The organism is Nocardioides soli (genome assembly GCF_014191495.1).
Classification (GTDB): domain Bacteria; phylum Actinomycetota; class Actinomycetes; order Propionibacteriales; family Nocardioidaceae; genus Nocardioides; species Nocardioides soli.
In genome coordinates, this window is the sequence record NZ_JACHWR010000001.1 from 992,045 (window position 1) to 1,005,027 (window position 12,983).

A 12,983-nucleotide genomic window follows, 5' to 3' on the forward strand; every position below is an offset into this window, starting at 1 on the left:
CCCCACTCAACGACGAGGGAGCAGCACCTCGATGCCGTCGGCCGGGTGGTCGCCGGTGACCCGGCCGCCGAGCGCCTCCACGACGACCCGGACCTGGCTGACCCAGTCCACGGTCTCGCCGCCGAGGTCGACCTCGGGAGTCCTGCCGGCGCACAGCACGTGGATGCGCAGGTGTCCCCCGGGCTCGCCGTGGAACACGATCCGCACGGCGCCGGTGCCGCGGCGTACGACGTCGGCGAGCAGCAGGTCGGTGGCGTGCTCGACAGGCCCCGGCGTGTAGGTCAGGGCCAGGTCGCCCTCGACCGCGGCGGTCAGCGCCCGGCCGCGGGACGCGAGGCGGTCCGCCCAGCGCTGCGCGAGCTGCGTCGAGAGGTCGGACAGCGACACCTCGGCGCCCACCACGAGGCTGCCGCGGCGGGTGATCTCGACGAGCTCGCTCGCGACCGCCGAGACCTCCTCGACCCGGGCGAGGCAGCGGACCACGGAGTCGCGGGCGTCGTCGGGCAGGTCGCCGCGCAGCGAGAGGTCCTCGAGCTCGAGCCGGATGCCGGTGAGCGGGGTGCGCAGCACGTGCGAGGCGTGCTCGGCGAAGGCCCGCTCGCGGTGCACGCGGTCCTCCAGGGCCAGCGCGCTCGAGCGGAGCGCGTTGGCGATCGCCCGGGCCTCGGGGATCCGGGTCTTCGGCAGGTCGAGGTCGAAGCGGCCCCGGCCCAGCGCACCCGCCGCGACCGCCAGCTTCTGGAACGGCGCGGAGAGCACCCCGGCCACGATCAGGCCCGCCAGTCCGGCGGCGATCGCGATCAGCAGGAAGAGCGCCGCGACCGAGCCGACGTCGCGGCCGATGAGGTCGCGGGTCACCGACGGCGACTCGCTGACGGTGACCTGGGCGCCGTGACCGCCGTCGACCTCGGCGGTCGCCGCGATGTCGTCGGCCGAGTCACGGTCGCCGCGGTAGTCGTCGCCGGTGACCACGATCTCCGAGCCGTCGCCGGAGGTGAGCACCAGCCGCGCCTCGGGGCCGACGAGGGTCTGGAGGAACGTCGCGTCGACGGGGTCGCCGGACGCCTCCCGGCCGGAGACGACCGTGGCGACGAGCTCCGCCTCCCGGTCGAGCTGGCCGGCGGTCTCCTCGCGGATCAGGTCGCGCAGCACATAGGTGCGGACCAGACCGGCGCCGATGAGCAGCGCGATCGTCAGGATGATGAACGCAGCTGTGAGGCGTTCACGCATCGCCCGAGCCGCCCTCGAGGCGGAAACCCACGCCCCGGACGGCCACGACCCGATCCGTCACCCCCACGCTCTCGAGCTTCTGGCGCAGCCGACCGATCGTGACGTCGAGCGTCTTGGTCGAGCCGTACCAGTTCTCGTCCCACACGTCGGCCATCAGCTGACCGCGGGAGACGACCTTGTCCCGGTTCGCGGCGAGGATGCTCAGCACCTCGAACTCCTTGCCGGTGAGCGGGACCTCCTCGGTGCCGGCGTAGACCCGCCGGGCATCGATGTCGATGCGCAACCCGTCGGGGTCGCCGGCGTCGCTGCCGTTCGCGGAGGAGGTACGGCGCAGCAGGGCGCGGACCCGCGCCTGCAGCTCGGCGAGCCCGAAGGGCTTGGCCAGGTAGTCGTCGGCCCCGTAGTCGAGGCCGACCACCCGGTCGAGCTCGCCCGCCCGGGCGGTGACGATGATGATCGCCCCCTGGTAGTCGGCCTCCCGGGCCCGGCGGCACACCTCGAGGCCGTCGATGTCCGGGAGGCCCAGGTCGAGGATCACGAGCTCAGGGGTCGTCGAGAGCGCGTCGAGGGCCTTCTGGCCGCTCTCCACCCACTCGACGTCGTATCCCTCGCGTTCCAGTGTGCGGACGAGCGGGAACGCGATGTCCTCCTCATCCTCCACGACCAGGACCCGGTGCGCCATGGGAGCGAGCATAGGGCCACGGTGGTCCCAGCCGACCTCGCTACTCACCGTTGACCGCTTTCGGACACGGCCCCGGAACGAGCCACCGCCGTCTGGGCGGCCGCCTGGGCAGCGGTCTGGGCAGCGGTCTGGGGGGCGGTCTCCGCCGCGGACCCGGAGGCCGGGGGCCGCAGCGTCGGTGTACGTCGCCGCAGCCGGTGCGCGGTGAGCGCGAGCAGGACCGCCGCGGAGGCGAGGGTCAGCACCCAGCCCTGCGGGTGGAGCACGAAGAGGTAGGCCCAGCCGATCCACGGGACCACGAACGCGACCCGGGACATGGTCGGCTGGCCGGGCCGCAGCGTCCACGGGTCGGCCGTCGGCATCGCGTCACCGCGGGTGACCACGCCGGCCGCGCCGATCGCCACGATCCGATGGGTCACCATGTCGTCCTCATCGGCAGCACCGGGCGGCTGATAAGTGATCACGTCGCCGACCCGCAGGTCGCTCACGGGGACGACCCGCTCGAAGGCCAGCGAGCCGCGGGAGATCCCGCCGTCGCGGTCGCCGTCCATAGAGCTGCCGGTCACCACGTAGCGATCCAGGCCCAATCCGATGGGAAGCAGCACCAGCAGGGTCACCGGCCCGAGGAGCACGACGAACAACGCCAACCGGCCCCACGGCGTCGGTGCCGGGGGGCGGGGAGCGGTGTCGATCTCCATCGTGGTGCTTTCCGAGAACTCGTGGGGGTGATGGGGACGACCTGCCGGCCCGGCGCTTCCCCCAAAGCAGCGGCCGAACCAGCAGGTCTGATCCCTTCAGAGCGACGGGCGGCGCTCCCCCCAGATGCGCCGCACGACCGCCCTTGGTTGGTCTGATGGCGGCCGGGTGCGCTCCCCCCGATGCGCGCTCGGCCACCCTCATCCCGGAGACCGATTGCGGCCCTCTGGCCTGATCGGTCCCAGCTCTTCAGTTGTTAGTCATCTGTCGGCCATCGCCGTCGGTCATCAGCCGGTCGAGGTGTCGGTGATCACCCACGTGTAGGCGGCGACCGCGGGGTCGCCCTGGTTCGCGAACGGCGCCGAGTCGGGCAGCGACACCGTGAACGTGAACTTGCTGGAACCACCCGGCGCCAGGTTGCCGACGTCCTGCGTGACGTCGTTCATCCCCCCGAACGGGCCGTCGTAGACGATCCGGCCGTCCTGCTCGATCTCCAGGCGGAGCTCGCCGCCCGCGAAGGCCGAGGGCTCGGCGTTCTCCTCGAAGGAGAGCCGCGAGTCGGAGGTGCCGGAGTTGCGGATGGTCACGACCTTGGTCACCGAGCTCCCCGGCTCGAGCTCGGTGATCGTGAGCGTGGCGCCCTGACCCGGGTCGGCCTGCAGCCGGATGCCGGTCGCGGCCTGGCTCTCTCCGGTCCACGGCACGCCGGTGATCGTCGCGAGCAGCCCGACCCCCACCACCACGACCACCGGAAGCACGAACCGTCGCAGCTGCCTGCCCGCGGTGCGAGTCGGCGCGGCGGTCGCGATGGTCATGAGCTCCCCCAGATGCGGCGTTCGGTGATGTCCTCACGCTAGGAGGGCGGGGTCCACGGCTCGGCAACACCGGCTCCACGCGGTACCCACTGTTTGGTAACAGAGGGCTTCCGGCGCTGGTGAACTCCTGATGCCAGTGGTAATGAAGTGACTGCTGTGACTCACCCGCTCGCGCCGAACAGGTCACCGTGCTCGGCGACCCGGTCGAGCACCTGCTCGGGCGTGAACTGCTCCAGGCCCAGCGGATCCTCCGCGCCCTCCTCGATCTCGTGCCAGCCGACCGGCGTGGCGACCGTGGGCCGCTCGCGGCCGCGCAGCGAGTACGGCGAGATCGTGGTCTTCGAGCCGGCGTTCTGGGACCAGTCGAGGAAGACCTTCCCGGTACGCCGGGCCTTCGTCATGGTGGCCGTGACCAGCGTCGGGTGTTCGCCCTGGAGCTCCTCGGCGACCTCCCTGGCGAGTGCCGTGGACTCGTCAGAGGGCAGCCGGCCGGGCAGGTCGGCGTACAGGTGCAGGCCCTTGCTGCCGCTGGTGACCGGCTTGGCGGTCAGGTCCCGCTCGGCGAGCTTGTCGCGCACCAGCAGCGCGACCCGGCAGCACTCGTGCAGGCCGGCGGGCTCGCCGGGGTCGAGGTCGATGACGAGCCGGTCGGCGTTGCGGGGGCGGCCGTTCCTCCCGACCGCCCACTGGTGCACGTGCAGCTCGAGCGCGGCGAGGTTGACCAGCCAGGTGAGCGTGGCGAGGTCGTCGACGATCGGGAAGACGAGCGTGTCACTCGAGGACCGGGCGCGGGACCCGGTCGTGGGGACCTTCGCCGTCCGCACCCACGAGGGCGTGCCGGCGGGGGTGTTCTTCTCGAAGAAGCTCGCCTCTTGGACGCCGTGCGGCCAGCGGATCCGGGTGACGCACCGGTCGCGCAGGTGCGGCAGCAGCACCGGCGAGACCTGGGCGTAGTAGTTGAGCACCTCGCCCTTGGTGTAGCCGGTGCGCGGGTAGAGCACCTTGTGGAGGTTGCTGATCGTGAGGGTCCGGCCGTCGACCTGGACGCGGACCTCCTGCTTCTCGGCCGGCATCAGCGGCCGATCGCGATCACGGGGCGGTGGTCGGGGTCGAGCCGGCGCATCAGGCGGGCGACGAACGGACGCGGCGCGCTGACGCATCCCGCCGTGGCACCGCGGCCGTTGACGTGCAGGAAGATCCCGGAGCCGCGGTGGCGCACCTGTCCGGCGTTGAAGCCGATCACGATCGACCACTCGTACTGACGGCGGTAGTCGGTGAGCCGCTCCGAGGCGTTCGGATCGCTGCCCGGCAGCCACCAGCGGAAGCCGCCCTGGCGCTGGTTGCGGAAGCGGTTGTAGTACGCCGACGCGTTGTCCTGCACCCAGAAGTCACCGCGCCGGACCTGGCGGTAGCGAAGCTTCCACGCGTCGTCGCGCTCGTGCATGCCGAAGGCCCACGGCAGGGCGTAGGTGCCCGTCGGCGTGGTGCCGGTGTTCTGGCGGCGGCGGTGGCCGACCACGAGCCCGCCGTACCCGATCCGGCCGTCGGTGGCCCGCATCCGGGCCGCCCAGCCGTCGCCCGTGAGCGCCCAGAAGGTGATCCGCGCGCGGTAGCCGGCGGTGTGGTTGACGGTGACGACCTGGCGGCTGCCCTCCGGGAGGCGGACGTCGACGCCGTCGAGGCGCACGTGCGTGGGCTCTGCGTGCGCCGGCGCCGGCACCAGGAGCGCCGTGACGGTGAGCGCCAGGGCGAGCAGGAGCCGGATCACGGGTCCCCTCCCAGATCCTCGGGGGTCAGGTCGGTGCGGACGCCCTGGAAGGAGGGCTGCCGCAACCGGTCGTACCCACGACCGTGGGTGTCGATGTCGACGACGAGGGCCGGCTCCAGCCAGTGCGTGCCCTGGGCGTCGACCGGGGGCACCTCGTCGGCGAACGGGCTGTCGCCGCGGCCGAGCCCGGCGACCAGCTCGGTGAGGACCCTGCTCTGTCTCGGCCCGATCCCGCTGCCCACGCGGCCACGGTAGATCAGCCCGTCGGGCGTCTGCTCCCCCACGAGCAGGGCGGCCAGCCGGTCGGTCGTGCCCTCCTGGGGACGCCAGCCGCCCACGACGTACGACAGCCGATGCCGGTGGGCGAGCTTGAGCCAGTGTGGGGTGCGCTCGCCGGGTCGGTACGTCGAGGTCCGGCGCTTGCTGACCACGCCCTCGAGGCCCTGCTGCCGGGTCGCCTCGACGAGCATCGCGCCGTCGTCGTACGCCGCCGGGACCTGCCAGGAGCCGTCGACGCCGAGCCCCTCGAGCAGGCCACGGCGCACCTCCTGCGGCTCCCCGGTCAGGTCGCGGCCGTCGAGGCGGAGCAGGTCGAAGACCATGTAGATCGCCGGCACCCTCTCGGCGAGGCGGGCCGCGGTCGTCGCCCGGCGCACGTGCATGCGCTCCTGGAGCGTGCGGAAGTCGGGCAGGCCCCGGTCGTTGAGCGCGATGATCTCGCCGTCGACCAGCAGGTCGCGCTCGCCGAGCGGACTGGTGGCGAGCTCGGGCCAGGCGATCGTGATCGCGTTCTCGTTGCGGCTGGTCATCCGCAGCCCGCCCGTCCCGACGTCGGTCAGCGCGCGCACGCCGTCCCACTTGACCTCGTGCGTCCAGGCGTCGCCGGTCGGCACGTGGTCCGTGCGGGTGGCGAGCATCGGGCGCATGACGACATCATGCCGGTCGGAACCCGGACCGACGCGCTCGATGAATGGCGTCGCGTTCGCCGGTCATACTGATGTCATGCGTGCAATCTGGAAGGGCGCCGTCTCGTTCGGGCTCGTGAGCGTGCCCGTGAAGCTGTATGCCGCCACCGAGTCCCACGATGTCTCGTTCCGGCAGGTGCATGCCAAGGACGGCGGGCGGATCAGGTACCAGCGGGTCTGCTCGCTCGACGGCGAGGAGGTCGCGTACGCCGACATCGCGAAGGGCTACGAGACCGAGGACGGCGAGATGGTCATCCTCACCGACGACGACATGGCCGAGCTGCCGTCGACGTCGTCGCGGGAGATCTCGGTCGAGAAGTTCGTGCCCTCCGACCAGATCGACCCGATGCTCTTCGAGAAGTCCTACTACCTGGAGCCCGAGAAGACCGGCGCGAAGCCCTACGCGCTGCTGCGCCAGGCCCTGATCGACGCGGACCGGATGGCGGTCGTCACCGTCGCCCTGCGGCAGCGCACCACCGTGGCCGTGCTGCGCGTGCGCTCCACCGACAACGGGGACGTCATCGTGCTGCAGACGATGATGTGGCCCGACGAGGTCCGCACGCCCGACTTCTCCGTCGAGTCCGGCGAGGTGAAGCCGGCCGAGGCCAAGATGGCCACCATGCTGGTCGAGACCCTGGCCGGCGACTTCGACCCGGCCGAGTTCGAGGACGACTACGCCGAGGCCGTCGAGGCCCTGGTCAAGACCAAGATCGAGGGCGGCGAGGTCAAGCGCACCGAGACCTCGACCAAGACCTCCGGCGAGGTCGTCGACCTGCTCGCCGCCCTGCAGCGCTCCGTCGACGCCGCCAAGACCGCCCGGGGCGAGTCTTCGTCGTCCTCCTCGTCCGGAGATGAGGCGCCGGCGAAGAAGAAGACCGCGGCCAAGAAGTCGACGTCGAAGAAGGCTCCAGCCAAGAAGACAACCGCCAAGAAGAAGGCCGCGGCCAAGAAGGCCAGCTGAGCCCCGTGCTCGGTGGTTTCGAGGCTCCTCGCTGGCGCTCGTCGCACCTCAACCACCGTCGCCGAGCACGGTGGTTGAGGAAGGCGCGCTAGCGCCTGTCTCGAAACCACCTTCCAGCACCCGACCCACCGCATCCGCCGACGCAGCGGGGTTTCGAGACGGTTGCTAGCGCAACCTCCTCAACCACCGTCGTCGGGGGTCACGGTGGTTGAGGAAGGCGCGCTAGCGCCTGTCTCGAAACCACCACCCAGCACCCGACCCACCGCATCCGCCGACGCAGCAGGGTTTCGAGACGGTTGCTAGCGCAACCTCCTCAACCACCGTCCTCGGGATCACGGTGGTTGAGGAAGGCGCGCTAGCGCCTGTCTCGAAACCACCACCCAGCACCCGACCCACCGCATCCGCCGACGCAGCGGGGTTTCGAGACGGTTGCTAGCGCAACCTCCTCAACCACCGTGGTCCGGGGTCACGGTGGTTGAGGAAGGCGCGCCAGCGCCTGTCTCGAAACCACCCCGTTCGGGGCGCGTCCAGTGCGGCGAACTGGCTGGCCTACCAGGCGAAGACCACGCGGGCGGCCGCGTACGGCGCGGTGCGGCTCGGCCACGACCTCGAGACCCACTCCATGACGCGGGAGGCGCTGGCGGCCGGGGACATCGACGTCGAGCGGGCGCGGGTCGTTATCCGGTGGGTCGACCGACTCCCCACCGACCTCGGCGCACAGACCCTCGCCAAGGCCGAGGCGCACCTGCTCGCCGAGGCCCGCCACCACGACGCCAAGGCGCTCGGCCGGCTGGGGCGGCGGCTGTGGGAGGTCATCGCGCCCGAGGAGGCCGACGCCCACGAGGCCCAGACCCTGCAACGGCAGGAGGCGGACGCGCTGCGGGCCTGCTCGCTGACGATGGTCGACGACGGCGACGGGAAGACCCGTGGCCGGTTCACCCTGCCGACCTACCACGCCGCCGCCCTCAAGAAGATGCTGATGGCCCTGGCCGCACCCAAGCACCTCGCGGCCACCCAGGGCCCCGGCATCGAACGCCGACCCGGACCCGAGGCACTCGGCCGGGCGCTGTGCGAGCTGATCGAGCGCTACCCGGTCGACCGGCTCCCGGCCACCGGCGGGGTCAACGCCACCGTCGTGGTGGTCATCGACGAAGACACCCTCACCGGACGGCTGGACAAGGCCGGGACCCTCGACACCGGCGACCAGATCAGCCCCGCCATGGCGCGCCGGCTCGCCTGCGAGGCCGGCATCATCCCCGCCGTCCTCGGCGGCAACAGCGTTCCCCTGGACCTGGGTAGGCGGAGCCGCTACCACACCGAGCACCAACGGATCGCCATGTTCCTGCGCGACCGCGGCTGCCGCGCCGAAGGCTGCGACCGCACCACCGGACTCCACGCCCACCACCAACAACACTGGACCGACGGCGGCCACACCAACCTCACCGACAGCGCCTCCCTCTGCGCCTGGCACCACACCCTCATCCACGACCCGGCCTACGTGACGACGTACCTCCCCACCGGGAAGATCCGGTTCCACCGACGCACGTGACGGCTCCGTCACCGACCGCCTGCGCGAGGCGCCTGCACCGGTGACCGGCGCCTGGCCATCAGCATCCGGACGACCAACACGTTCACCACGGCGGCGAACGTCAGCGCAACGAGCCCGACGACGTCCGTCGCGTGCGTGAACCACGGTGCCGGGCCACCGACCGACCACCCGTGGCACGCTCCGGCGGACGTGCACGCCATCCAGCCCGCCTCGCTCGATGGACTCGCCCCCGGTACCTGCGCCAGCAGCCCGTAGACAAGATAGAACCCGATGATCGCCGGGACTCCGCTCGGCAACGCCAGCACCGTGGCGAGCAGAATCGCATCCATACGCACCACGCACCAGGGACCCCGGCTCGCTCGAGCCGGGCCTGCCGGGAAGTTCCTCGACGCGTCGTGTCGAAAACGGCAGAGTTCGATCGACGCATGGGTGACAGCAACGTCGAACCGAGGAGAGACAGATGCGCTACATGGTGTTCGTGAAGATGGCGCCCGACCCGGGCGAGGTGCCACCCGCACTGATCGAGGCGATGGGCGCCGAGATGGGCCAGGCCTTCGCCGACGGCACGATGATCGCGGCCGGCGGGCTCGGAGGCGGCGAGCAGATCGTCGAGCTGCGGCTCACCGACGGCACCATCACCAACACCGACGGGCCGTACGCCGAGGCGAAAGAGCTCGTCGGCGGGTTCTCGATCATCGAGGCCCGGTCGCAGGCGGAGGCCGTCGAGGGTGCCCGCCGGGTGCTGGAGCTGCACCAGCAGTACTGGCCCGGCTGGGAGGGCGCCGTCGAGATCCGGCCGATCTGGTCACAGGACGGCACCGCGGCGGCCGGGTGACCGAGACCCCGACCGCAGCGGCGATCACCGCGGTCTGGCGTCGTGAGTCGGTCCGGCTCGTCGGCGCGCTGACCCGGATGACCCGCGACCTCGACCTCGCGGAGGACCTCGCCCAGGACGCCCTCGTCGCAGCGCTCGAGACGTGGCCCGACGAGGGTGTCCCGGCCAATCCCGGCGCCTGGCTGACCGCGGTCGCGAAGCGCCGGGCGATCGACCAGTTCCGGCGCACCGACGCGCTGCGTCGTCGTACGGCGGAGCTGGCCCGGAGCGGAATGGACGCGCACATGACCGACCTCGTCGACGTGGTCGACCACATCGAGGACGACGTGCTGCGGCTGGCGTTCATCGGCTGCCACCCGACACTGCCACCGGACTCCCGGACGGCACTGACGCTGCGCCTGGTCGGCGGCCTCACCACCGCCGAGATCGCCCGCGCCTACCTGGTCAAGGACGCGACCATGGGCCAGCGCATCTCCCGCGCGAAGCGCATCCTCGCCGAGAGCGGCGCGTCGCTCGAGATGCCGACGGGCGCGGCGCGGCGCGAGCGGCTGGCGGACGTGCTCGCCGTGGTCTACCTGATCTTCACCGAGGGGCACGCGGCGAGCGGCGGCGCCGACTGGATCCGTCCCGAGCTGTGCCTCGAGGCGATGCGGCTCGCCCGGATCCTCAGCGGCCTGGTGCCCGACGATCCCGAGGTGCGCGGCCTGCAGGCGCTGTTGGAGCTCCAGGGCTCACGACTGCCCGCCCGCTGCGACGCCGCCGGCGCGCCGGTGCTCCTCGACGACCAGGACCGACGCCGCTGGGACCAGCTGCTGATCCGCCGCGGCTTCGCCGCGCTCGCCGAGGCCGAGCGGCTCGGACGCACCGGCCGGCCCGTCGGCACGTACGTCGTGCAGGCCTCGATCGCCGCCTGTCACGCCCGTGCCCGCCGGCCGGAGGACACCGACTGGGTCGAGATCGCCCGGCTGTACGACGTACTGGCCCGGACCGCGCCCGGCCCCGTCGTCGAGGTGAACCGCGCGGTCGCCCACGGTCGTGCCCACGGCCCGGACGCCGGACTGGCGATCCTCGACGCGGTCGCCGACGACCCCGCGCTGGCCCGCTCGCACCTGCCGCTCGCCGTCCGGGGCGACCTGCTCGAACGCGCCGGGCGCCCGGCCGAGGCCGCGGCGGCGTTCCGGGCAGCCGCCGCGCTGACCGGCAACGACGACGAGCGCACGCTGCTCACCCGGCGCGCCCGAAGGGTGGCAGACCTCCCAGCGCCGGAGTGCTGAACCGCCACGCGGCGCCGGCTCAGCCGGCCACCACCCGGCTCCCCTGCGCGTCCGGCCGCAGCGAGATCCCCGAACCCGAGAGCAGCACGGCGGCCGCGCTGCTGACCAGGATCGAGCCGGTCTCCGCGGCGGCCGCGAGCTCGACCGACTCGTCCACACCCGGTCCGCCGACCTCGTCGCCCGCGACGCTCACCTCCGCGATCGCCACCCCGGCGGCCGCCGATCCCTCCGCCGTCGGCGCTCGGCCCAACACGCGGCGCAGCGCCCGCACCGCCGTCGCGGGTCCGTCGAAGAGCACCACGGGCGTCCCGTCGGAGCGGCTCCGGGGCCGCGCGCCCGGACCGGTGCCGGACAGGGCCGTCCGGACGTCCTCCGCACCGGCGCCCGCAACAGCCACGACGGCGGCCAGCGCACGGTGACCGCCGAGCTCGGGAAGGGTCCGTACGAACGGGTCGATCACCTCGAGGACCTGGTCGGCGTCGCCCCAGGGGAGGTGGTCCCGACCGTCGAGCAGTCGCAGTTGCGCCCCGGGCACCCGTTCGGCGATGTACCGGCTCTCCTGGGGGTCGAACATCTCGTCACCGGTGCGGTGCAGCAGCAGCGCCGGGGCGGTGATGCTGGGCAGCAGGTCGCGCACGTCGACCAGCGCGTTCATGTCCATCAGCGCACGCACGGTGGTCGGGGTGGCGGCCGCGCTCATCCGACGCTCCCACCAGCGCTGCATGGCCAGGTCGGCCGACGGGCAACGCAGCCGCGCGTCGGCGGCCCAGTCCCAAGCGGTCACCAGGTGCTCGACGTAGGCACGGCGCTCCTCGTCGGTCTTGGCCCAGGGGTAGTCGGGGGCGCGCGTACGCCGCGCGTAGCCGCCGTACAGGACCAGGCCGCGCACCCGCTCGGGATGCAGCGCCGCCATCAGCAATGCCATGGGGACGCCCTCGGAGTAGCCCACGAGCACGGCACTGTCGGAAGCGGCGGCAGCCATGACGGCGAGCACGTCGTGCATCCGGGTCTCGAGGTCGGGCACCCCCGCGGGCCGGTCGGACATGCCGGTGCCGCGCTTGTCGAAGCGGATCAGCCGGCCCATCGCCCCGAGGCCGTCGAGGAAGCGGACGTGGCGCGGATCGTCCCAGTCGATGTCGAGGTGCGAGACGAACCCGGAGATCAGCACCAGGTCGACCGGACCGCCGCCGGTGACCTGGTAGGCGACGTGCAGGCCGTCGGTGACCGTGTACCGGATCGGCGGCCGCGGGGCCGCGGCCCCGCCGGCCCCGGCCTCGGGCCCGGCCTCCTCCACGGTGCCGACGAAGCGGTAGCCGCGACCGTGCACCGTGCGCACCAACGCCTGCGCGCGCCCATCGTCCCCGAGCGCCCGCCGCACCTGCTTGATCCGGCTCGTGACGGCGGTCTCGCTGACGAACCGGCCGCCCCAGACGGCGTCCATCAGCTCTTCCTTGGTCACGACCCGATCGCGGTGCGCGACGAGGTGCACGAGCACGTCGAAGGCCTGCGGCTCCAGGGGTACGACGTGGCCGTCTCGCTGGAGCTCGAAGAGCGTCTCGTCGAGCTCCAGGCCGCCGGCCAGGATCAGGACCACGCAGATCATGGTCCCACGCCGGCGGCCCCGCGCACCCGCTCAGCGGGTCGCGACGTCGACGGCCACGGGCACACCGCGGGTGACCACGTCGTACACCGCGGAACGGCGCCGCGCCTGCTCGACCAGGGAGGCGAGCTCGCGCGCCTCGGCCTCGCCCTGCACGTGGAAGGTGACCCGGACCTGCTCGAACCCGTTGCGCACGCTCTCGTCGAGCCCCAGGATCCCCAGCAGGTCGATGTCGCCCTCGACGCGGGCGGTGACCTCCCCGAGCTCGATCCCCCGGGCGGCCGCGATGTTGGCCAGACCGCTCATCAGGCAGCTCCCGAGCGCCTGCAGCAGGTGTTCGGCGGGCGTGGGGGCGCGGTCCTGGCCGACCAGCACGACCGGGTGGTCGGCCTCGACGACGAACGGCTCGGTGCGGGTCTGCTCCGCCCCGGCGCCGTGGAAGGTGTCGATGGTGGTGCGGTTGTAGGTGCCGTCGACCCAGCGGGTCTGCGCACGGAACTGGAAGCGCGCGATCTCCGGCGCCGCGCGGACGGCGTCGATCGTGCCGAAGAGCGCCGGAACGTCGACGCCGTTGGTGTGCTGGTGCTGCGTGGTGGTCATGGTGCTGT

Annotated in this window: 13 protein-coding genes; 4 read left to right on the forward strand and 9 right to left on the reverse strand. The window is 72.4% G+C overall.

Annotation, left to right across the window (positions count from 1 at the left end; all coding sequences use genetic code 11):
* Nucleotides 1-6: 6 nt before the first annotated feature.
* From FHU40_RS05175 to ligD (FHU40_RS05205), 7 genes are all read right to left on the reverse strand, one after another.
* Entirely contained in the window at nucleotides 7-1,230 is a 1,224-nt protein-coding gene (locus FHU40_RS05175) for a histidine kinase dimerization/phospho-acceptor domain-containing protein (RefSeq protein ID WP_183591175.1), read from the reverse strand.
* Nucleotides 1,223-1,912, reverse strand: coding sequence for a response regulator transcription factor (locus FHU40_RS05180; protein WP_246389948.1), 690 nt, complete (start codon nucleotides 1,910-1,912; stop codon nucleotides 1,223-1,225). Before FHU40_RS05180 ends, FHU40_RS05175 begins: the two co-directional genes overlap by 8 nt.
* 44 nt (nucleotides 1,913-1,956) lie before the next feature.
* Nucleotides 1,957-2,610, reverse strand: coding sequence for a S24/S26 family peptidase (locus FHU40_RS05185; protein ID WP_183591177.1), 654 nt, complete (start codon nucleotides 2,608-2,610; stop codon nucleotides 1,957-1,959).
* A gap of 285 nt (nucleotides 2,611-2,895) precedes the next feature.
* Nucleotides 2,896-3,423: a COG1361 family protein gene (locus tag FHU40_RS05190; RefSeq protein ID WP_183591178.1), complete on the reverse strand. Its 528-nt coding sequence runs from the start codon at nucleotides 3,421-3,423 to the stop codon at nucleotides 2,896-2,898.
* A gap of 161 nt (nucleotides 3,424-3,584) precedes the next feature.
* Nucleotides 3,585-4,496 carry a non-homologous end-joining DNA ligase gene (gene ligD / locus FHU40_RS05195; protein WP_183591179.1) on the reverse strand — a complete coding sequence of 304 codons (912 nt, stop codon included), beginning with the start codon at nucleotides 4,494-4,496 and terminating at the stop codon, nucleotides 3,585-3,587.
* Entirely contained in the window at nucleotides 4,496-5,191 is a 696-nt protein-coding gene (locus FHU40_RS05200; RefSeq protein ID WP_183591180.1) for a L,D-transpeptidase family protein, read from the reverse strand. The genes ligD (FHU40_RS05195) and FHU40_RS05200 overlap by 1 nt, the downstream gene beginning before the upstream one ends.
* Nucleotides 5,188-6,117 (reverse strand): non-homologous end-joining DNA ligase, encoded by a 930-nt coding sequence (ligD, locus tag FHU40_RS05205; RefSeq protein ID WP_183591181.1) that lies wholly within the window; start codon nucleotides 6,115-6,117, stop codon nucleotides 5,188-5,190. The genes FHU40_RS05200 and ligD (FHU40_RS05205) overlap by 4 nt, the downstream gene beginning before the upstream one ends.
* A gap of 76 nt (nucleotides 6,118-6,193) precedes the next feature.
* Here ligD (FHU40_RS05205) and ku point away from each other — a divergent pair, with 76 nt between their 5' ends.
* From ku to FHU40_RS05225, 4 genes are all read left to right on the forward strand, one after another.
* The gene (gene ku / locus FHU40_RS05210; protein WP_183591182.1) at nucleotides 6,194-7,117 is read left to right on the forward strand and encodes a non-homologous end joining protein Ku; all 924 of its coding nucleotides are present in this window, start codon (nucleotides 6,194-6,196) and stop codon (nucleotides 7,115-7,117) included.
* Between the two features lie 475 nt (nucleotides 7,118-7,592).
* A complete protein-coding gene (locus FHU40_RS05215; RefSeq protein WP_183591183.1) occupies nucleotides 7,593-8,666 on the forward strand; it encodes an HNH endonuclease signature motif containing protein in 1,074 nt (357 codons plus the stop codon).
* A 460-nt stretch (nucleotides 8,667-9,126) separates the two neighbouring features.
* On the forward strand, nucleotides 9,127-9,501 hold the full coding sequence (locus FHU40_RS05220; protein ID WP_183591184.1) for a YciI family protein: 375 nt from the start codon (nucleotides 9,127-9,129) through the stop codon (nucleotides 9,499-9,501).
* On the forward strand, nucleotides 9,498-10,775 hold the full coding sequence (locus tag FHU40_RS05225) for a sigma-70 family RNA polymerase sigma factor (RefSeq protein ID WP_183591185.1): 1,278 nt from the start codon (nucleotides 9,498-9,500) through the stop codon (nucleotides 10,773-10,775). Before FHU40_RS05220 ends, FHU40_RS05225 begins: the two co-directional genes overlap by 4 nt.
* A 19-nt stretch (nucleotides 10,776-10,794) precedes the next feature.
* On the opposite strand, the gene FHU40_RS05230 is transcribed toward FHU40_RS05225, so the two are convergent.
* Both FHU40_RS05230 and FHU40_RS05235 read right to left on the reverse strand, forming a co-directional pair.
* On the reverse strand, nucleotides 10,795-12,369 hold the full coding sequence (locus tag FHU40_RS05230) for an alpha/beta fold hydrolase (RefSeq protein WP_183591186.1): 1,575 nt from the start codon (nucleotides 12,367-12,369) through the stop codon (nucleotides 10,795-10,797).
* Between the two features lie 39 nt (nucleotides 12,370-12,408).
* A complete protein-coding gene (locus FHU40_RS05235) occupies nucleotides 12,409-12,975 on the reverse strand; it encodes an OsmC family protein (RefSeq protein WP_183591187.1) in 567 nt (188 codons plus the stop codon).
* Nucleotides 12,976-12,983: the final 8 nt, after the last annotated feature.

What these genes read in the sequence shown, in the direction of transcription:
- ligD (WP_183591181.1), bottom strand. Translation starts at nt 6,117, where the DNA reads ATGCGCCCGATGCTCGCCACCCGCACGGACCACGTGCCGACCGGCGAC.
- FHU40_RS05235 (WP_183591187.1), bottom strand. Translation starts at nt 12,975, where the DNA reads ATGACCACCACGCAGCACCAGCACACCAACGGCGTCGACGTTCCGGCG.
- ku (WP_183591182.1), top strand. Translation starts at nt 6,194, where the DNA reads ATGCGTGCAATCTGGAAGGGCGCCGTCTCGTTCGGGCTCGTGAGCGTG.
- FHU40_RS05175 (WP_183591175.1), bottom strand. Translation starts at nt 1,230, where the DNA reads ATGCGTGAACGCCTCACAGCTGCGTTCATCATCCTGACGATCGCGCTG.
- FHU40_RS05190 (WP_183591178.1), bottom strand. Translation starts at nt 3,423, where the DNA reads ATGACCATCGCGACCGCCGCGCCGACTCGCACCGCGGGCAGGCAGCTG.
- ligD (WP_183591179.1), bottom strand. Translation starts at nt 4,496, where the DNA reads ATGCCGGCCGAGAAGCAGGAGGTCCGCGTCCAGGTCGACGGCCGGACC.
- FHU40_RS05220 (WP_183591184.1), top strand. Translation starts at nt 9,127, where the DNA reads ATGCGCTACATGGTGTTCGTGAAGATGGCGCCCGACCCGGGCGAGGTG.
- FHU40_RS05185 (WP_183591177.1), bottom strand. Translation starts at nt 2,610, where the DNA reads ATGGAGATCGACACCGCTCCCCGCCCCCCGGCACCGACGCCGTGGGGC.
- FHU40_RS05180 (WP_246389948.1), bottom strand. Translation starts at nt 1,912, where the DNA reads ATGGCGCACCGGGTCCTGGTCGTGGAGGATGAGGAGGACATCGCGTTC.